22 protein-coding genes and 1 pseudogene are annotated in these 19,891 nt (G+C 37.3%); 19 read left to right on the top strand and 4 right to left on the bottom strand.

The window, feature by feature from the left end; genetic code table 11:
• Positions 1–186: 186 nt before the first annotated feature.
• From nspC to ACFCYJ_RS26320, 4 genes are all read right to left on the bottom strand, one after another.
• On the bottom strand, positions 187–1,326 hold the full coding sequence (nspC, locus tag ACFCYJ_RS26335; protein WP_376078806.1) for a carboxynorspermidine decarboxylase: 1,140 nt from the start codon (positions 1,324–1,326) through the stop codon (positions 187–189).
• Entirely contained in the window at positions 1,323–2,552 is a 1,230-nt protein-coding gene (locus tag ACFCYJ_RS26330) for a saccharopine dehydrogenase family protein (RefSeq protein ID WP_376078805.1), read from the bottom strand. Before ACFCYJ_RS26330 ends, nspC begins: the two co-directional genes overlap by 4 nt.
• Positions 2,553–2,827: 275 nt before the next feature.
• Complete coding sequence (locus ACFCYJ_RS26325) at positions 2,828–3,034, bottom strand: hypothetical protein (protein ID WP_376078803.1); 207 nt, start codon at positions 3,032–3,034, stop codon at positions 2,828–2,830.
• A gap of 111 nt (positions 3,035–3,145) precedes the next feature.
• Entirely contained in the window at positions 3,146–3,292 is a 147-nt protein-coding gene (locus ACFCYJ_RS26320) for a hypothetical protein (protein WP_376078801.1), read from the bottom strand.
• On the opposite strand from ACFCYJ_RS26320, the gene ACFCYJ_RS26315 reads away from it, so the two are divergent.
• From ACFCYJ_RS26315 to ACFCYJ_RS26225, 19 genes and pseudogenes are all read left to right on the top strand, one after another.
• On the top strand, positions 3,275–3,454 hold the full coding sequence (locus ACFCYJ_RS26315; RefSeq protein WP_376078799.1) for a hypothetical protein: 180 nt from the start codon (positions 3,275–3,277) through the stop codon (positions 3,452–3,454). The two genes, ACFCYJ_RS26320 and ACFCYJ_RS26315, sit on opposite strands and share 18 nt — an antisense overlap.
• Before the next feature lie 167 nt (positions 3,455–3,621).
• A complete protein-coding gene (locus ACFCYJ_RS26310) occupies positions 3,622–4,362 on the top strand; it encodes a tetratricopeptide repeat protein (protein WP_376078798.1) in 741 nt (246 codons plus the stop codon).
• Between the two features lie 486 nt (positions 4,363–4,848).
• Positions 4,849–5,319: a flavin reductase family protein gene (locus ACFCYJ_RS26305; RefSeq protein ID WP_376078796.1), complete on the top strand. Its 471-nt coding sequence runs from the start codon at positions 4,849–4,851 to the stop codon at positions 5,317–5,319.
• 27 nt (positions 5,320–5,346) lie between these two features.
• Positions 5,347–6,825 carry a 4-hydroxyphenylacetate 3-hydroxylase family protein gene (locus tag ACFCYJ_RS26300; protein WP_376078794.1) on the top strand — a complete coding sequence of 493 codons (1,479 nt, stop codon included), beginning with the start codon at positions 5,347–5,349 and terminating at the stop codon, positions 6,823–6,825.
• A gap of 22 nt (positions 6,826–6,847) precedes the next feature.
• Entirely contained in the window at positions 6,848–7,603 is a 756-nt protein-coding gene (locus tag ACFCYJ_RS26295) for an IclR family transcriptional regulator (RefSeq protein WP_376078792.1), read from the top strand.
• 26 nt (positions 7,604–7,629) lie between these two features.
• Positions 7,630–8,190: a 3-hydroxyanthranilate 3,4-dioxygenase gene (locus ACFCYJ_RS26290; RefSeq protein WP_376078790.1), complete on the top strand. Its 561-nt coding sequence runs from the start codon at positions 7,630–7,632 to the stop codon at positions 8,188–8,190.
• Entirely contained in the window at positions 8,175–9,206 is a 1,032-nt protein-coding gene (locus tag ACFCYJ_RS26285) for an amidohydrolase family protein (protein ID WP_376078788.1), read from the top strand. Before ACFCYJ_RS26290 ends, ACFCYJ_RS26285 begins: the two co-directional genes overlap by 16 nt.
• Complete coding sequence (locus tag ACFCYJ_RS26280) at positions 9,181–9,642, top strand: RidA family protein (RefSeq protein WP_376078787.1); 462 nt, start codon at positions 9,181–9,183, stop codon at positions 9,640–9,642. Before ACFCYJ_RS26285 ends, ACFCYJ_RS26280 begins: the two co-directional genes overlap by 26 nt.
• A gap of 77 nt (positions 9,643–9,719) precedes the next feature.
• Complete coding sequence (locus ACFCYJ_RS26275) at positions 9,720–11,186, top strand: aldehyde dehydrogenase (protein WP_376078785.1); 1,467 nt, start codon at positions 9,720–9,722, stop codon at positions 11,184–11,186.
• Positions 11,187–11,200: 14 nt separating this feature from the next.
• The gene (locus tag ACFCYJ_RS26270; protein ID WP_376078784.1) at positions 11,201–11,980 is read left to right on the top strand and encodes a 2-keto-4-pentenoate hydratase; all 780 of its coding nucleotides are present in this window, start codon (positions 11,201–11,203) and stop codon (positions 11,978–11,980) included.
• 17 nt (positions 11,981–11,997) lie between these two features.
• Positions 11,998–12,885: an acetaldehyde dehydrogenase (acetylating) gene (locus tag ACFCYJ_RS26265; protein ID WP_376078782.1), complete on the top strand. Its 888-nt coding sequence runs from the start codon at positions 11,998–12,000 to the stop codon at positions 12,883–12,885.
• Positions 12,882–13,898 carry a 4-hydroxy-2-oxovalerate aldolase gene (gene dmpG / locus ACFCYJ_RS26260; protein WP_376078781.1) on the top strand — a complete coding sequence of 339 codons (1,017 nt, stop codon included), beginning with the start codon at positions 12,882–12,884 and terminating at the stop codon, positions 13,896–13,898. The genes ACFCYJ_RS26265 and dmpG overlap by 4 nt, the downstream gene beginning before the upstream one ends.
• Complete coding sequence (locus ACFCYJ_RS26255) at positions 13,895–14,665, top strand: 2-keto-4-pentenoate hydratase (RefSeq protein WP_376078779.1); 771 nt, start codon at positions 13,895–13,897, stop codon at positions 14,663–14,665. Before dmpG ends, ACFCYJ_RS26255 begins: the two co-directional genes overlap by 4 nt.
• Before the next feature lie 12 nt (positions 14,666–14,677).
• Positions 14,678–14,863, top strand: a complete 186-nt coding sequence (locus tag ACFCYJ_RS26250) for a 2-hydroxymuconate tautomerase (protein ID WP_376078777.1) — start codon at positions 14,678–14,680, stop codon at positions 14,861–14,863.
• 43 nt (positions 14,864–14,906) lie between these two features.
• Positions 14,907–15,953, top strand: coding sequence for a TRAP transporter substrate-binding protein (locus ACFCYJ_RS26245; protein WP_376078775.1), 1,047 nt, complete (start codon positions 14,907–14,909; stop codon positions 15,951–15,953).
• 18 nt (positions 15,954–15,971) lie between these two features.
• Entirely contained in the window at positions 15,972–16,457 is a 486-nt protein-coding gene (locus ACFCYJ_RS26240) for a TRAP transporter small permease (RefSeq protein WP_376078773.1), read from the top strand.
• Positions 16,454–17,734: a TRAP transporter large permease gene (locus tag ACFCYJ_RS26235; RefSeq protein WP_376078771.1), complete on the top strand. Its 1,281-nt coding sequence runs from the start codon at positions 16,454–16,456 to the stop codon at positions 17,732–17,734. Before ACFCYJ_RS26240 ends, ACFCYJ_RS26235 begins: the two co-directional genes overlap by 4 nt.
• Positions 17,735–17,903: 169 nt before the next feature.
• Complete coding sequence (locus ACFCYJ_RS26230; RefSeq protein WP_376078769.1) at positions 17,904–19,100, top strand: MFS transporter; 1,197 nt, start codon at positions 17,904–17,906, stop codon at positions 19,098–19,100.
• Between the two features lie 259 nt (positions 19,101–19,359).
• Positions 19,360–19,740: pseudogene (locus ACFCYJ_RS26225) on the top strand (LysE family translocator); the annotation flags it as partial.
• Between the last annotated feature and the right edge of the window lie 151 nt (positions 19,741–19,891).

The raw sequence follows: 19,891 nt of genomic DNA, 5'->3' as shown, positions 1-19,891 counted from the left end.
AAAATTAAAAATACATCCATTATCTCAATAAAGATTTAATGGATGTATTTTTATATGCAAATAAAAGTTTGATTATAAAGTTTGATTATATATAATCAAACTTAAATTCTCTAAATGTAAGATACTATTTTATTTTATTATACTTTTTACCCTATATTCGACTAATTGGAGAGGATTTTCTTTGTATTATGAAAGTCGACCACTATAGTCTTCAAATTTAAATTCACGAATGACTTTAATGCCTTCTTCATCGTTATAAGAAACGATAGATGGAAGGTTTACACCATTAAACATATGATTTTTCACCATTGAGTAATGCGCCATATCTGTAAATACTAGACGATCGCCTGGTTGTAAAGGTTGTTCAAATGAATAATCACCAATTACATCACCGGCAAGACAAGTAAGCCCGCCTAAGCGATATGTGTAAGCTAGCTCATTTGGTTGACCTGAACCGATAATCATTGGGCGGTATGGCATTTCTAGAACGTCTGGCATATGGCAAGTTGCCGATGTATCTAAAATTGCTAGCTCCATACCGTTTCTCTGTACATCAAGAACAGTTGCTACTAAATAACCTGTATTAAGTGCAACAGCTTCACCTGGCTCTAGATATACGAGAAGGTTATACTTGTCTTGAATGTAATTAATGATATTCACAAGCTTTTCTATATCATAATCCTCACGAGTAATATGGTGACCTCCACCAAAGTTTAACCATTTCATTTGATGTAAGACATCGCCAAATTTTTCTTCGACAACTTGGATAATACGCTCTAACGTATCTGAGTTTTGCTCACACATAGCATGGAAGTGTAAGCCATCAATACCGTCAAGCTGTGACTTGTCGAAGTTGGCTAAAGTTGTGCCAAGACGAGAATTCGTGTAGCAAGGGTCGTAAAGTGCTGTTTCAATTTCAGAGTACTCAGGATTGATACGAATACCACATTCAATTGTTTTACCAGCAGATTTTACTTTGTCCTTATATTGATTCCATTGGTTCAATGAATTAAACACAATATGATCAACATAGCCAAGAAGCTCGTCCATTTCATGTTCCACGTAAGCTGGTGCATAGACATGAACTTCTTTGCCCATTTTTTCATAGCCGAGTCGTGCTTCAAATAATGAGCTGGACGTAATCCCTGCTAAATATTCACCCACTAATGGGAATGTTGAATGCATTGAAAACCCTTTTAAGGCAAGTAAAATACGGCAGCCTGTGCGATCCTGAATCGATTTTAAAAGTTCAAGATTTTTTGTTAATAATCGTTCATCCACTACGTAAGAAGGGGATGGAACTTTTGTGAAATCAATTGGCTTCATCGACTTAATTCCTTTGTATCTAACTCAAGGTCAAGTAATTCTGGATTATGGCTTTCTTGCCATGGTAGACCCCATTTATTTAGTGCATCCATGAATGGATCTGGATTGAAATCTTCGACATTCCAAACGCCAGGTTTACGCCATTGACCGTTCATCACAAGCATTGCACCAATCATTGCTGGTACACCAGTTGTGTAGGAAATTGCCTGTGAACCTACCTCGTTATAACATTCCTCGTGGTCACACACATTGTACACATAATAAGTTTTTTCCTTACCATCTTTTAGACCACGAATAATACAACCGATGTTAGTTTTTCCTTTTGTACGTGGTCCAAGTGATGCTGGATCAGGTAGTACAGCTTTAAGGAAATGAATTGGTTGAATCATTTGTCCTTCAAATTCAATAGGCTCGATAGAAGTCATACCAACATTCTCTAATACTTTTAAATGTGTTAAGTATTTTTCAGAGAATGTCATCCAGAAACGGATTTGCTTTAAGCCTTTAATGTTTTTAGCAAGTGATTCTAGTTCTTCATGGTATAAAAGGTAAATATCTTTTGGTCCGATTTCTGGTAAGTTATAAACCTCTTTTTTCTCAAGTGGTGCAGTTTCAACCCACTCGCCTTCTTTCCAGTAACGACCATTCGCAGTAATTTCACGAATGTTGATTTCTGGGTTGAAGTTTGTTGCGAAGTGGTAACCGTGATCACCAGCATTTGCATCCACAATATCAATGTAGTGGATTTCGTCAAATTCATGTTTTTGTGCATGAGCTGTGAAAACGCCCGTTACACCTGGGTCAAAACCGCTACCAAGTAAAGCAGTTAAGCCAGCTTTTTCGAACTTCTCTTTATAAGCCCATTGCCATTTATATTCAAATTTTGCCGTTTCAGGTGGCTCGTAGTTTGCAGTATCCACATAGTGTACACCCGTCGCTAAGCAAGCATCCATAATTGTTAAGTCTTGATAAGGCAGTGCTACATTAATAACAACTTCTGGTCCAAAGGCTTTAATAAGCTCAATAACCTCTTCTGTATTGTCTGCGTCTACCTGTGCGGTATGAATCTTTGTTTTTCCGCCGTCTAGTTTTTCTTTTAGAGCGTCACATTTTGAAACAGTTCTACTTGCGATACAAATCTCCTCAAATACGTCCGAATTTTGAACACACTTGTGTACCACAACACTGGCTACTCCGCCAGCTCCTATAATCAATGCTTTACCCAATTGTCTACCCCCAAGTTCATATAAGTATTGTCAAACAAGCTGATTATACAGAAAATTGAATTACTACTCAATCATTCTTTTTAAATTTATACAAAATTTTTTATTTTTCAACAATAATTTGGCGTATTCAGAGGGGAATGCAACGAAAAAAGAAGCTTTTCGTGAAAAAAAATCCCTAAACTACGGATGTAGAGAAGGGGAAAAATTACTTTTTTGTTCAATGAGCGTTTGAAAAAATTTAGTCACTTCAAAACTGTAGTTTAAAGTCCCACGAGTTATTTAGAAAAACGATTCGATATTTGTTGTTTTTCATCTCCCCATAAATAAAAAAAGATCAGTAGTAATGTGCTTAAAAACCCCATCACAAGGGCATATGTGCTGATGGCCACATCCACTTGACTTTGCATAGCATAAATGAAAATAGCTCCTAGTGTTAACAAATTCCCAATGATAAGCGATACAAAATGAAATCGTCTATTCATAGCACAAGCCCTCCTATATATAGTTTACATGTTCTCAAAAAATGAAAATACACTTCAATTATCTCATAATTCAGAACTTTATCCAATCCTTTTTCATTTTGAGGCTTATCACTATAACGTAGGGGTGATTTCCGTTCCGACTGGGCGCTTTGTAGCTGCCGCTTTGCTTTCGCTACAGAAAACATTTGTTGTTGCTGTCGCTACGCTTTCGCACAGAGCAAAGCTTCCTGGGGGCGTCTGATGAGCCGCTTGGGCCAAAAGGATGTTGGTCACGAAGGCGTTATCACAGGACGTGATGTTTTTAGCCTTCGTTCCTCTATTGCTGATCCCCGAGGAGTCGTCCAGTCTCCACTCCAATCAACTTATTTACATAGCGTACGTTTTGAAAAATATCATCCTTTTGGTGATAAATCATTTTGATTATCGAAATTTAATAAAAGTGATTCTAGTATAGTTCTTTGCTATGGAGGTAGTGCTAAATAATTGAGAGAATTATAGAAAAATTATTGCTATTTAGTTTGTTTTAGATTTAAAGATGGTAAAATACCTATAAGACTTTTCTTTTGGTGAAGGTGAGGATTTAAATAGTGATCAAACAATTTGATGAGCAAGTCCAACAAATAAATGAGTTATTTTTAAATGGTCATATGAAAGAAAGCTATCAATTAGCCAAAGCACTTTTAGCTAATAGTGCGTTTACAGAACATGAATCATGTTTAGGCATTCAACAGCACGTCGCATTGTTGGAAGCGAACGGTTATGCAAATATGCCTATTTCTACTACTGAAAAAATGAAGCAAAGTGTTGAACGAACAGATGGCTCTTATCCAGAGCGTGATGTACTTGCTGCATACATAGGAAGTGAGGATGAAAAGCAATTCGGTAAAGTAGTAGATGAATTATTAGCTGGATCAGTCGAGGCTCAAGCGAATGCTTACTATACAATGGCCGAATATTTTGTACTTGCTAAGGAGCATGACAAAGCACTTGTGCAATATGCAGAAGCGATAAAACTACAGCCAAATAAAGCTCTTTACTGGGGAGCATTCGCACAGTTTTTGAGCCGCAATGAAGGCAGTCCGTATTTGGCACTACGTCTTATTGAAGAAGCTATTCAGTTAGATGGCATGAACCCTCGCTGGTATTACATTCAAGGAAATACTTTTTTACAGCTTGTCGCAACTACAAAAAATTTAAGCTATTTACCTGCTCTAGAAGAAGCTTGGGAAAAGGCTAAGAAACGTTGCTCAAGTAAACAGGTGTCATTAAAAGTGGATATTGCGAAATCCAATGACGTGCTAGCGCAATGGAAAAAGCAAATGCTCTAAAAGAAAACATACTAACATTAGTAGTACAAACTAAGACAATGGTTTGTGCTACTTTTTTTATTGTAGAAAGTGAAGAAAGGTCGATCAGTTTTTGGGGACAAGTAAGAGTCCATATTAAAAACCGACCAACTTCGCACCCTTATTTTAAATAATAAAAACTAAATGGATGGAGCCATCTCTTCAGGGAGTTTTTCCTTTTTTGCTCATAAACGCAGAAAATAATAGACTGAATTTTCTCGAAAATAAAAATGATAATAAAGTTTCAGATAAATAGATTTCAAGCAGAAAAATATCATATAAATCAGCGGATTATCAAATCGTAGATGGTCATCATTTTATAGAAATAGAAAAAAGTTGATTTTTGCAGAAAAAATAAGTTTAAAGCAGAAGGTAATTTTGTTCGATTTCATTATTTGAAATATAATGCATTTCAAAGAGAAGAGAAGTTGTTATGATTCTAATAATAAATAAAAGGAGGTGCTGTAAATGGATACAAAATTACTTAGACAAACATTTGGGAAATTTCCTACAGGTGTGACGGTAGTTACTTGGTTTGATGGTGCGGGTATTAATGGAATCACGGTGAACTCATTTACTTCCGTTTCGTTAGAGCCAGCTCTAGCACTAGTATCTATCGATAAAAAAGCAAATTCTTTATCTCAAATGAAAAACAAAGCTTTTACAATTAATATTTTAGCAGATCAACAGGAGTCTATAGCATGGCAATTTGCAGGACGAAAGCAAGAAGGACTTGAAATTACATGGATTAAAGATGGTATAGCTCCGAAAATTGAAGGTGTTTCTGCTTTTATCGAATGTAAACCATGGAAAGAAGTAGATGCAGGAGATCATGTGTTATTTATAGGAGAAATAATAAATTTTGAACGCACCAAAAGGGAAGCGCTTACATTCTTTGAAGGCAAGATGGGCTCGACAAAACAGCTAATACAACAATAAATATTTCGGAGAGGAGGATTTTCAGTTATGGGAATCAGAACAGGACAACAATATATAGATGCATTAAAGTCAAGAAAACCGGAAGTATGGCTAAATGGCAGTTTAATAGAGAGTGTTTACGATGAACCCTATTTTTATCAACCAATCCAAGAAATTGCAAAGTTATATGATTTACAACATGATCCAAAATACCAAGAAGATTTAACGCATGTTTGTGAAGAAACAGGTGAGCGTGTAGCAACTTCATTCCTATTTGCTAAATCTTATGAAGACATCATGAAACGTAGTAAAGCTTTTGAAGTTGTAGCTCGACAAACATATGGCTTGATGGGCAGAACACCAGATTTTTTAAATACAGTGGTGACTTCATTAGCACAAAATTCTTGGTTCTTAGCGAAATACAATCAAGATTGGGCTAAAAATATTGAAGCTTATTATCGTCATATACGTGATAATGATGTGTTCTTAACTCATGCAATTGTGAATCCGCAAAATGATCGAAGTAAAACATCGCATCAGCAGTCAGATATGTTTACACACTTAGGTGCAGTAGAAGAACGTCCAGAGGGGTTAGTCGTCCGCGGAGCAAAAATGCTAGCAACATTAGCAGCACTTACGGATGAAGTGATTGTCTATTCATTCCCAGGATTTGCACCAGGAGATGAGCGTTATGCATTAGCTTTTGCTGTACCAATTGATGTGAAAGGATTAAAAATTATTTGTCGTGAACCAGTTCAAGATGGTACACGTTCAACATTCGATCATCCGCTAGCTTCTCGCTATGAGGAAATGGATGCTCTGCTCATTTTTGAAGATGTATTAGTACCATGGGATCGTGTGTTTTTATACAACAACGTTGAAGCTGCGAACTTGCTATATCCAATGACAGGTATTGCAGAACAGCCTGCACATCAGTCAGGTGTTAGAGGATACATCAAACTTGCATTTGCTGTAGAGGTGGCTTGCAAGGTTGCTGATTCGATTGGTGTAGATCAGTTTTTAAATGTGCAACGCGACCTCGGTGAATTAGTGCAATCTGTAGAAGTCATCCGTGCATTGCTTCGAACAGCAGAGCATGAATTTACAATAACAGAGCACGGTGAAGCTCGATTAAACCCAGATGCCTTAGAAACAATTCGCGGCATGATGCCAGAAATGTATCCGAGAGCAATTGAAGTAATGCAAACAATTGGTGCAGGCGGTTTACTAATGATGCCAACTGAAGCGGATTTCCTAAATCCAGAACTCCGTTCAAGCATCGATCGTCATTATGGTGGACGAGAAGGTGTAGATGCGGAACTAAGAATGAAAATCTTTAAGCTAGCTTGGGATCTATGTGGTGAAGGGTTTGGTATGAGAGCACTTCAATATGAGCGCTATTATACAGGGGATCCTGTTCGGAAACGTGCTATTTACTACAATAAATTTAAGAAACAGTACTCTTTTGATTTAGTTGATTCAATTCTTGCCAAGAAAGATGAAGTAAGAGAGAAACAAATAATTTAAATTGAACTTGGAGGTGAAGGATTTGATTTCATCAGTAAAAAAAATCACACGCATTATCGATTTATTTTCGGATGGCGAACCATCTTTGAGTAATAAAGAAATTGCAGATAAGTTAAATTTACCTCCGAGTTCAGTCCATCATTTCTTAAAAACAATGTGTAAAGAAAGTATTCTCTTGCAAGGCAGTGATAAGCGTTACCGACTGGGCTGGAAAATTCTTGAGTGGAGTAACAAAGTTATGTATTCCCAAGATATTAATTTTGAAGCAGGACCCATTATAAGTAATTTGGTTGCGCGTTTTAAAGGTACTTCTCATATTGGAATGTTTGATAATGGGGAAGTTCGATTTGTATACAAGGCCATGTCTCCACATGTGGATGTAGTACCAACGTTTGTCGGGATGACTCGTTATCCTGCTTATTCAACAAGCATCGGAAAAGTATTATTAACGCATAATCCGGCATTTATGATACCGATGATGGAAAAAGGAATGTTTAAACAAACGATCAATACCATCACTTCTGTGGATGACTTGAAAAAGGAGCTTGAAGTGGTATATAAAAACGGCTATGCGATAAGCGATGTAGAAAATGAATCGAATACTTATGGAATTGCAGCACCTATCAAAACCTATAATGGACAGGTTGTGGCGGCTCTTAACTTAGTAGGTGAAAAAAGTTATATGAACGGTAAGGAAAAACATGCGATTGTTCGTGAAGTAATCCGTTCTGCAGAAATGATTTCGAGACAAATAGGCTATATGACAATTAATTATTAAATCTAAAAAACAGGAGGAATTCAAATATGTCAAATTCAACGCAAGTAAGCAAATTACAAGCACGTTCTCTAAACCTTTTAAAAATCATTGAGGAGAACAAGAATTTACTAAAACCGCCAGTGAATAATAAAGTACTATGGGAAGACTCTGAGTTTTTAATTATGTTAATTGGCGGTCCAAATGCTCGTCGTGAATTCCATGTTGACCCATCAGATGAACTATTCTATCAAATTAAGGGTTCTTGTTTTGTAGAGGTTATGAATGATGAAGGTAAACGTGAAGTAATTGAAGTGAAGGAAGGCGAAATGTTCATGCTACCGGCAAGCGTTCCTCATTCACCGCACCGTATAGCAGACACATATGGAATTGTCGTGGAGAGAAAGCGCAAAGAGGGCGAGTTAGAAGATTTAGTATGGCTATGCAGTGAATGTGACCATGAATTGCATCGTGTACGCATTCAAGTAACAAACATTGGTAAACAAATTGCAGAAGGTATTGATCACTTCAACTCTTCTAAAGAATTACGCCAATGTGATAATTGTGGACATCTAATGCCTGAGACGGTGAGTGAATGGCAATGCGAATAGATTTCCATACACATATTTATCCAAAATATTTACCGAATTTTGCTATTAAGTATGAAAATGAAAAGTGGCCCGTCCTAGAGCAAAAATGTTCTTGTGGAGCGGATATTATGGTAAGTGGTGAAGTGTTTAGGGAAGTGACCGATCAAGTCTGGGATGCGAAAAAACGCATTGAGGATATGGATAATGAGGGTGTGGATATGCAGGTTATTTCACCTGTACCTGTAACATTTTCTTATTGGGCACCTATTGAACAAGCAGTAGAGCTTGCACAATTCCAAAATGATTTTATTGCAGAGGTTGTTAAAGAACATCCAGATCGATTCATCGGCCTAGGAACTGTACCGTTGCAAGATGCAAAAGCAGCAATTGTTGAGTTAATACGGTGCAAGGAAATGGGTCTAGCTGGAATTGAAATCGGCACTAATATAAATGGAGAAAATTTAGACAGCGAGTATTTACTGCCATTTTTTGAAGTGGCAGAACAATATGAAATGCCACTATTTATTCACCCTTGGGAAACCTTAGCTCAAGATAGAACACCAAGACATAATTTTTTATATACAATCGGCATGCCAAGTGAGACAGCTTTAGCGGCAGCAAGCTTAGTGTGGAGTGGCGTAATGGAAAAGTGTCCGAATTTAAAGGTTTGTTTTGCACATGGTGGCGGATCATTCCCTTACATTCTTCCACGTCTAGATCAAGGTTGGGATGTTTGGCCAAATCTTAGACGTACAAAATATCCTCCAAGCCACTATACGAAAAACTTTTACTTTGATTCATTAGTATATGAATCACAAAATCTACATTATTTAATTGAACGTTTTGGCCATGAGAAAATTATTATGGGATCTGACTATCCATTTTTACTGAGAGAAATTAACCCTGGGAAAATTATAGATGAGACCTTGGACTTATCAGAAGAAGTACGTAAAGCAATTTTAGGCGAAAATGCTATGACATTTTTAAATGTAGAAAGGAGCAAGGTTCTAAATGGTAAATCAAGTGAAAACGCCTGAAGAACGATTACAAGAACTTGGAATAGAGCTTGCTAAGCCTAGAGAAGCAGTTGGAAATTATGTTAGTTGTGTGCGAACAGGCAATTTAATTTTTACATCGGGACAAGGTGTCGATCAGTATCATGGCAAATTAGGCGAAGATTTAACAGTAGAGGATGGCTATGCAGCTTGTCGCCAATCGATGATTAACCTGTTATCTGTATTGAAAACTGAATTAGGTGATTTATCAAAAGTGAAGCGTATTGTAAAAATTTTAGGGATGGTCAATTCTACACCTGATTTTACACAACAACCAAAAGTTATGAATGGTGCATCAGATTTACTAGTGGATGTTTTTGGAGAACGAGGTAAGCATGCTCGTTCGGCAGTTGGAATGGCCCAACTTCCTAATAATACAGCAATTGAAATAGAAATGGTTGTAGAGTTTTCTGAATAATCAAAAAGCGACTTCTAGAAATAAGGTAAGTGACTCTTTTTCTTAAAGTCGCTTCATAATTGAGGGAGTGAGAAAAGATGCAACATGCAACAATTAAAACGAAAAGTATCAATTGTCGTAATTTCATAAACGGTGAATTCATTGACACTACAGATGGAAAAGTATTTGAAAATATAAATCCTGCGACAGAAGAAGTCATTGGATGGGTAGCAGAAGCGACTAGAGAAGAGGTTGATGCAGCAGTACAGTCTGCAAAAGCTGCTTTGAAAGGAACATGGGGAAAATTCACTGTCAAAGAGCGTTCTCAACTTTTACGACGTATTGGCGACCTCATATTAGAAAATGTTGAAGAACTAGCTGCTTTAGAGGCAACCGATACAGGCAAGCCGTATCATTTAGCTTTAGAAATGGATATTAAACGTGCGGCACATAATTTCCACTTCTTTGCGGATTATGTTACTTCACTTGGGAATGAATCTTACAACCAAGACAATATGGCACTCCATTATTCAGTGACACGACCAGTAGGTGTTGTGGCCATGATTAATCCTTGGAATTTACCGTTACTACTTTTAACTTGGAAATTAGCCCCTTGTTTAGCGGCAGGTAGTACTGCTGTCATGAAACCGGCGGAGCTTACACCAATGACAGCTACTCGCTTGGTTGAATTGTGTCAAGAAGCGGGGGTACCAGACGGTGTTATAAATTTAGTTCACGGTTTTGGTGGGAATTCAGCAGGTGCATTTCTATCGGAACACCCTGATGTAGATGCTATTACATTTACGGGGGAAACCAAAACAGGTACCACTATTATGAAGGCTGCCGCTCCTACATTGAAAAAAGTCTCATTTGAATTAGGCGGCAAAAATCCTAATATTATTTTTAAAGATTCGGACCTAGATGAAGTTCTTGCGACAACGCTAAAATCGAGCTTTATGAACCAAGGGCAAGTGTGTCTCTGTGGTTCTCGTATATATGTAGAACGTGATATTTATGAAGAATTTGTAGAGAAATTTGTAGCGCACACAAAAGAATTAAAGATAGGGGATCCATTTGATGCAACGACAGATATCGGCTCTGTTGTTGGGAAAGCCCATTATGAAAAAGTAATGGGTTACATTCAAACTGCGAGAGAAGAGGGTGGCAATATTCTTACAGGCGGTGGTCGCCCAGCTAATATAGATAAAGGCTATTATATTGAGCCGACAATTATTACAGGTTTAACGGATCAAGATCGTTGTGTACGTGAAGAAATCTTTGGCCCGGTTGTGACAGTATTGCCTTTTGATACAGAAGACGAAGTGATTGCACGTGCAAATGATACAAATTACGGCTTAGGTGCAACTATTTGGACAAATGATTTAAGACGTGCACATCGTGTTGCAGGTCAAATTGAGTCAGGAATCGTTTGGGTAAATACATGGTATTTAAGAGATCTTCGGACACCATTTGGTGGTATGAAGCACAGCGGAATCGGACGTGAAGGTGGCGCACATAGCTTTGAATTCTACTGCGAGGTCTCAAACGTAACAATTAAATTATAACATGGGGTGATAGCATGGTAGTGAATCTAATTGAATGGTCTAACAAATTACTAGAAGCAGAAAGAACACGCATTGGAATTGCGCCAATTACTCAATCAATTAAAGATATTTCATTGAAAGATGCTTACTCCATTCAACTTGAAATCATTAATGAGAAGTTACTGAACGGCCATAAAATTACAGGTAAAAAAATTGGTTTGACATCATTAGCAATGCAACATCTATTAAACGTTGATGAACCGGATTATGGGCATCTTTTATCGAATATGGAAATTACAGAAGGAAAAACCGAACGAACTGGATATTTAAAGCCCAAAGTAGAAGGTGAAATTGCGTTTGTACTCAAGTCTCCTTTAAAAGGACCTAATGTGACTGTTGAGGAGGTACTAGAAGCAACAGATTATATTGTAGCTAGTCTTGAAATCGTGGATAGTCGCATTGCCAATTGGCAAATAAAATTGCTAGATACAATCGCAGATAATGCTTCCTCTGCAAAATATGTACTAGGTCAAGTGAAACGCGAGGTCTTCAATGTTGACTTACCAGCAATCGAAATGCAGCTTTATAAAAATGGAGAGTTTATGAATGAAGGTAAGGGAGAAGATGTTTTAGGTAATCCGGCAAGCTGTGTCGCATGGCTTGTGAACCGTCTAGCAGATTTCAACATTGGTATTGAAGCAGGAGAAGTTATATTATCAGGTGCTTTATCGGCAGCATTGGATGCTGAACAGGGTGATAAGTTTACAGCAGACTTTGGTGAACTATTAGGTACGGTCGAGCTAGAGTTTGTGTAAAGGGAGGCAAAGCTACCATGACAAAAATTAAAGTGGGCATTATTGGATCAGGTAATATTGGTACGGATTTAATGATGAAAATTCAACGATCTCCGTACATAGAAATGTCAGTACTTATTGGTATTGATCCTGAATCAGATGGTTTAAGACTTGCACAAGAGGCGGGCTTTCAGACGATTTCCAATGGTATTGAAGGATTTCTAGAACAACCACATTTAGCTGATATTTTATTTGATGCAACATCAGCAAAAGCACATATTGCACATGTGGAAGCTTTAAAAGGTTTAAACAAAAGATTAATAGATTTGACCCCAGCGGCTGTAGGTCCATTTGTTGTACCAACAGTGAATTTGACAGAGCATATTGAAAAACCTGTGGTGAACATGATTACGTGTGGGGGCCAGGCGACGATACCAATCGTCAATGCCATTAGCCGTGTACAAAGTGTTGCTTACGCTGAAATCGTTGCAACGATTGCTTCAAAAAGTGCAGGTCCAGGAACACGAGCTAATATCGATGAATTTACTGAAACAACATCAAATGCAATCGAGCTGATTGGCGGAGCAAAAAAAGGTAAGGCAATTATTATTTTAAACCCAGCAGAGCCACCTTTACTCATGCGTGATACGGTATTATGTCTACTTGAAGATGAAGCTAATGCTGAAGAAATTATAGAATCCATAAAAAATATGGTCGCAAATGTAAATGAATATGTACCAGGCTATCGTTTGAAGCTAGATCCAATTGTAGATGGAAAGAAAGTTACAGTATTTATTGAAGTAGAAGGGTTGGGAGATTATTTACCGATCTACGCTGGAAATTTAGATATTATGACGGCCGCTGGGTTGAAAGTGGCTGAAGAAATTGCAAAAACAATGCACTTGGGGGAGGTGGAAGTACGATGAGTAAGATCTATTTAACAGAAGTTGCACTTCGTGATGGTAGTCATGTAGTTGCCCATCAATTTTCTTCTGAGCAAGTTCGATATGTAACGAAGCAATTAAGTGATGCAGGTGTACAGTATATTGAAGTCACACATGGAGATGGTTTAGGAGGCTCGTCACTTCAATATGGCCTTTCTAAGGAGCACGATATTCAGTTAATTAGAGCGGCAGTAGAAGTGGCTGGGGATTCTAAAATAACAGTTTTACTTATCCCTGGAATTGGCACGATACATCAATTGAAAGAGGCTTATGAGGCAGGTGCTCGAGTTGTTCGTGTTGCAACACATGTAACAGAAGCGGACGTATCAAAGCAACATATTGAAACAGCGAAAGCACTAGGTATGGAGGCATTTGGTTTTTTAATGATGTCACATTCTGCATCACCTGAAAAAGTATTAGAGCAGGCATTGTTAATGGAATCATATGGAGCCGATGCTGTGTATGTCACGGACTCAGCGGGAGCTATGCTACCGTCTGATGTACAGGATCGTATTCGTTTATTGCGTGCTAATTTAAACATTGAGATTGGTTTTCATGCGCATAATAATTTGTCCCTAGCTGTTGCCAATACACTTGTAGCGATTCAAGAAGGTGCTACGCGTATCGATGGAAGTATCTGTTGTTTAGGTGCAGGTGCAGGCAATACACAAACCGAGGTATTGGTCGCTGTATTAAATCGCATGGGTATTGAAATAGGCATAGATTTATACAAAATGCTCGATTTGGCTGAATATGTTCGTGCCAATATTTTGCCACATCCTCAAGATATTACGACAGGTAGTTTAGTAATGGGCTATGCTGGCGTATATTCGAGCTTTTTACTTCACGCAAATATAGCCGCTGAAAAAGTGGGCGTCGATGCTAGAGATATTTTAGTAGAGTTAGGCAAATTAAATGTTGTAGGTGGACAAGAAGATACAATCATTGAAGTAGCACAGAAAATCGCACAACAGAAAGTGGGGAGTGCAAAGTGACTTTATTTGAATATGCTGAGCGAGTAGCGGAAGCACAGGCAACAAAAGAGGCAATTGAAAAGATTACCGAATCCATACCAAATCTTACAGTAGAAGAAGCATATGAAATTCAGAAAATTAGTATGGAAAAAACGATGACAGCTGACAATCGGTTTATCGGTTGGAAAATGGGCCTAACGAGCATTGCTAAACAGCAACAAGTGGGGGTGAATTCTCCAATTTATGGGCGTTTAACTTCACAAATGAATCTTAGGGCAAATGAGATTACAGCTTCTGAATATATCCATCCACGTGTTGAAGCAGAGGTGGCCTTTGTTTTTAAAAAAGAGCTACAAGGTGCGGATTTAACACCTTTAGAGGTTTGGGATGCGATTGAAAATATATTTCTAGCACTTGAAGTAATTGATAGTCGCTATAAGAACTTTTCATTTACATTACCTGATGTAATAGCAGATAATGCTTCTTCATCGAAAATTTGGTTGAGTGCGCAAGCGTTTTCACCATATGCATGTGATTGGGCTTCTACAGAAGTTATTTTGAAACAAAACGGAGAAGAAAAATTACATGGTACAGGAGCAGCGGTGCTAGGTCATCCAATTTATTCGGTCATCGAATTATTAACGATGTTAGCAAAAGAAGGTAGGGGTATTTTACCTGGTCAACTAGTTTTAACAGGTGGCATAACAGATGCAATTCCAGTCAAAGCCGGTGATGAAATAGAAGCAGACTATGGGACACTCGGCAAACTAACTTTAGTTGTGAAGTAGCGAGGACTAAGTATGCCAATTGTTCAAATTCAGTTGTTAGAAGGACGGTCTGTGGAGCAAAAGAAAGAAATTATTCAGGGAGTAACAGCTGCCATTGTTCAAACGGCACAAGTTCCAAAGGATAGTGTACGCGTTATTTTAATGGAAGTACCACCCATTCATTGGGGAACAGGTGGAAAGACGAAGGCGGAGCAATAACCAATGCAACATAATAAATCAAAAATAGAGGGGATATTTTATTATGAAAAAACCGCTAAAGTTTATGCTAGTTAGTTGTTTACTAGCACTTTTATTTGTATTGGCAGCTTGTAGTAACTCGAACGCAACAAAGGAAACAGACAACAAATCAGCTGAATCAACAAATAGTTCGGGTAGAGATATTCCGGAGATGAAATTTAAGCTTGCACATATTACATCAACAGATCATATGTGGCATAAAGCAGCTGAAAAATTTAATGAAGAATTAAAGGGACGTTCAGATGGCAAGATGGAACTTGAAATTTACCCTGCGAGTCAATTAGGTACTGAAGCAGATATGGTACAACAAGTAGAAGCAGGCTCAATAGACTTTGCTTTTATTACAGCCGCGTATTTAAGTGCACGCACACCTGAGATTTCCGCTTGGTTCGCACCGTACACTTTTAAAAATTTACAAGAAGCATCTGATGCAAGTCATACGGATATTGCACGTGAAATTTTAGGGAAAATAGAAGGAACGGGCTTAAAAGGGTTAGATTACTTATTCGCTGGTCAACGTACGATGGTATTCAAATCAAAAGAGGTTAAAAAAGCTTCTGATTTAGAAGGTTTAAAAATGCGTGTAACACCAAGTCCGCCGCTTCAAATGTTCTATAAAGAAGCGGGAGCTGCGCCCGAAGGTTTACCATTACCAGAAGTATATTCAGCTTTACAAACAGGCGTTATTGACGGAATGGATATGGACTTAGATGCGACAATCACAAATAAATACTCTGAAGTAGCCAAGTATGTAGCTGTTACAAACCACATGGTATGGCCATCAATTGTCGTAACAAATGAGAGGATGTTTGATGGATTATCTGAAGAGGCTCAAAAAATTATTAACGATTCCTTACAAGCAGCAATAGCTTATGCAGTAGAAACTCGCTCTGGACAAGAAGAAGAATTCAAAAAGGAACTTGCTAGTCAAGGAATGACTGTTTATGAGTTAGGTGCAGATGTATTTAAAGAGCAAATCGAAGCTTTCGATGCCGAGTACAGTGCGAAATCAGATTTGATTAAACAGTTTATCAAAGAATTCCGTAAGTAAATTAGGGGGAATGGCTAAATGGCGAAAATTAGTCAAGGCATTACTAAAATCGAGGAACTTCTGATGATCATTTTAATGGCTGCGCTAGCTGTCTTAATGATATTTGCTGTTATTTTTCGTTATTTTTTAAAAGATCCCATCCCTTGGGCTGGTGAAGTTTCGATTTTCTTATTAATATGGACTTCGTTTATCGGAGGAAGCTGGGGCCTGAAATATGGCACCCAGGCTTCTGTTACATTTTTATACGATGCTGTATCCGAGCGTAATAAGAGAATTTTGAGGATTATTCAGGATTGCATCATGATTGCATTCTTATTTATATTAATCTATTACTCTTATAAATGGATGATGCACCCATCTATGTTGCTACAAAAATCTAGCTCTTTGCAATTGCCAATGTGGATTCCATATAGTGCAGTATCTGTTGGATTAATTTTTGCAGCAATTCATCTTATTTCACATTTGATTGACACAATTATGAATAGAGAGGGAGAAAATACATGACATATATTGTACTCGTAATTTTCTTTCTTTTACTTATAATTGGTATTCCGATCTCGATGGTGCTTGGTATTACGACAGTTATTTATTTCATATTAAATGGTCAGATGACATTATTAGATTCCACACCATTACGTATGTATTCAGGTCTTGAAAATTTTGGACTATTAGCGATTCCGTTATTCATGTTAATGGGGGAAATTATGAATGAGGGAGGAATTACAACGAGGCTTGTTCAATTTGCTCGTGTACTTATCGGGCATTTTAGAGGAGGATTGGCCTATGTTACAGTTGTTGCTAATATGTTCTTAGCATCGATTTTAGGATCAGCTAATGCCCAAGCTGCGATGATGAGTAAAGTAATGGTACCGCAAATGGAAAAGGAGGGTTATAAACGTGAATTCGCAGCGTCTATAACGCTAGCATCTTCTATTATCGCACCTATTATTCCACCAAGTATGATTTTCATTATTTATGGTACGTTATCAAGTACATCGGTTGGTGCTTTATTTATGGCTGGAATTGTCCCAGGGATTATTTATGGACTTGTTTTTATTTTAGTTATTTCTTATATGGGCTATAAACAAAATTTCCCGAAAAGTGAACGTGCTTCGTGGACAGTTATTAGAAGCAATACATTACAAGTAGTTCCAGCACTATTAATACCAATTACAATTGTTGTAGGTATTTTAACGGGTGTATTTACAGCAACAGAATCTGCTGCTATTGCTTGTTTACTAGCAGTAATTGTAGGTTTATTTTTCTATAGAGAGTTAGATATTAAAAAGCTCCCTAAAATGCTGATCAATACGGTGACAAATACTGCAACGGTAACGTACTTAATTATTATGGCAAATATTTTTGGATGGATGATTGCATTTGAACGGATTCCACAATTGTTAGTAGAAAGTATGTTAAGTATTACAGAAAGTCCATGGGTATTCTTATTATTAGTGAATTTAGCATTGTTAATAGTCGGCATGCTACTAGATGGAATTGCAGCATTAATAATTCTAGTACCTGTAATGATGCCACTCGTAATAGCATTTAATATTGACCCGGTGCATTTTGGAGTCATCATTTGTATTAACTTAACGTTGGGCTTATTAACACCGCCAGTAGGTACAGGACTTTTCATAGTATCATCGATGGCGGATGTGAAATTCGAAACGCTAGTAAAGAATGTTTTTCCATTTATAGTTATTTCATTTGTCGTACTATTATTCCTGACATATATTCCGGACCTTGTATTATTCGTACCAAAATGGTTGGGGATGTAGGGAGTATTTAGTTAAAAGTATTTAGGTATATTAATTTTTACAAGGTAATGGCAAAAGTGGTGGTTAAATTTAGCTAAAAAACAAATCTGAAAAGTTCTATTACTTTATTAGGTAGAAATAAATCTTTGCGAATGTGCTCATTAAGAGTAAAAGGTGGTTTTGATAAATTATGCAACAGATGAAATTTATCGCAATGTGGATCATCATTGCTCAATTTTTAACTGCCTTTGTTGGGAGAAGCATTAGCCCTTTAATGTTCTATATTAGTGCTGACTTATCACTGAATAAAGGGCAGTTAGGATTCCTTCCAACTGCCCTTTTTATTGGTCAATTTATAGCAACTTTGATAATTGGGTATTTAGCAGATCGATTAAGTACCCGTAAAATGATGGTTTGCTTGATGACTGTTGTTGGAACAGGCTTTTTAAGTTTTGCTTGGATAGACAATTATTCGTTGGCCTTACTATTTGTTGTACTAGCAGGGATGGGTTATGGAGGAATGCATCCTGTCACAAATCGTTTTCTTGTGAATACACTTCCGGTAAATAAAGTTTCATTACTAATGGGTGTAAAACAGATGTCTATCACACTAGGGTCAGCAGGCTCGAGTGTTGTGTTGATTCCGTTGGTAGCGTACATCGGTTGGCGCTACACATTGTCGGTTGCAGCAGTATTATTATTATTGTTTAGCTGCATCATACCTTTTGTATTAAAGACAAAAGAAGATTCACAAACTGAGATGGCTACTAAGATGCCTTTACGTCAGCAGTTACGCATTTTCTTTCACTCAAAATGGCTCTTTTTTACGAATAGCTCTGCATTCATATTAATGGGTGTTCAAATTACATTTAACACGTACATTATATTATTTTTGTATGAAATAAAGGACTGGTCAATTTATAGTGCTGGAATATGCTTGGCTATCTCTGAAATAAGTGGGGCATGCGGGCGAGTGCTGTGGGGTATTATTAGTGATAAATTTTTTAATAGAAATCGATGGGTCGTATTGTTAATCATTACAATGCTGAGCACAATTGGGATAACCCTTATGTACTTTATACATTCCTCTAGTTTAATAGTTATATGTATAGCTATTGTAGGTTTTTCTCTTGCTGGCTTTAATGGTATATGGATGACGCTAGCCGTTGAAAGTGTGGAAAAATCTATGAGTGGTTTTGCAAGTGGATTTAGTATAATGGTTGCATCCATTGGTGTATTTTTAATTCCACCTATTTTCGGTTCACTTGTAGAATATTGGGGTTATTCGGGAGGTGGGATGTTTTTACTTAGTTTATTTGCTTGCTGTGCAATATTGATGGTAATTGCTCTGTTAACTGTAAAGAAAGTCAACATTCAAAACGGCTAACTGACCTGCATCGGTAAAAACGCCCTGTCCTGTGACATTACCGAAATGACCGACATCGGCCTGGGCACAATTACGCCAAGGCGAATTGAATAGAAATAAGAATAGGTTTCCCAATAATATCATACAAATAAATTAATCAAAGTATAAGCATATGAAAGATGAATATTTATTAGTAAAAATAACATTTTCTGTATTTTTATGCTATAATGCAATTATAAACGGACGTATGAAACTTACTTTATTTGAAAGAAGTGTTTATTTGAGTTTATATGTAGCGTATGTATTGGTTGGACTTGCGATTGCTATGCCTGTTGGAGCTATTACAGTAGAAATGACAAAGCAAGGACTAAAAAATGGGTTTATGCATGGTTGGGCTGTTGGACTTGGTGGTATGACAATTGATATTGTATTGGTTTTTGCGTTGTATATGGGACTAGCTTCCATTTTAGCAATGCCGATCATTCAAATCCCTATGTGGATTATAGGGGCTGGATTTTTATTCCTTTTAGGACTAGATTCTATCAAAAATGCTGATCATGATATTACGCTTGCAGGAGAGAAAGTGACAAAATCATTTTTTACTTCTTATCGTAATGGTTTACTCGTTGCCATTTCGCCTGGAAATCTAGTATTTTGGGTAACTAAACTGTTACAACAAATTTAGACAAAACTATACAAACCTGTATAGAAGCATAAATTTATAACAGAATACCCTTCGTATCAAGCGATTGGTGCGAACTCCACGTTAATTGCTTTTAACTCCTAAAGCCTTGTGACCAAAGCGGAGCTGG

It is taken from the genome of Lysinibacillus sp. NPDC056232, from assembly GCF_042267565.1.
Lineage (GTDB): Bacteria > Bacillota > Bacilli > Bacillales_A > Planococcaceae > Lysinibacillus.
The sequence above is the reverse complement of the archived record's forward strand: the minus strand, read 5'-3'. Positions and strand labels throughout refer to the sequence as shown.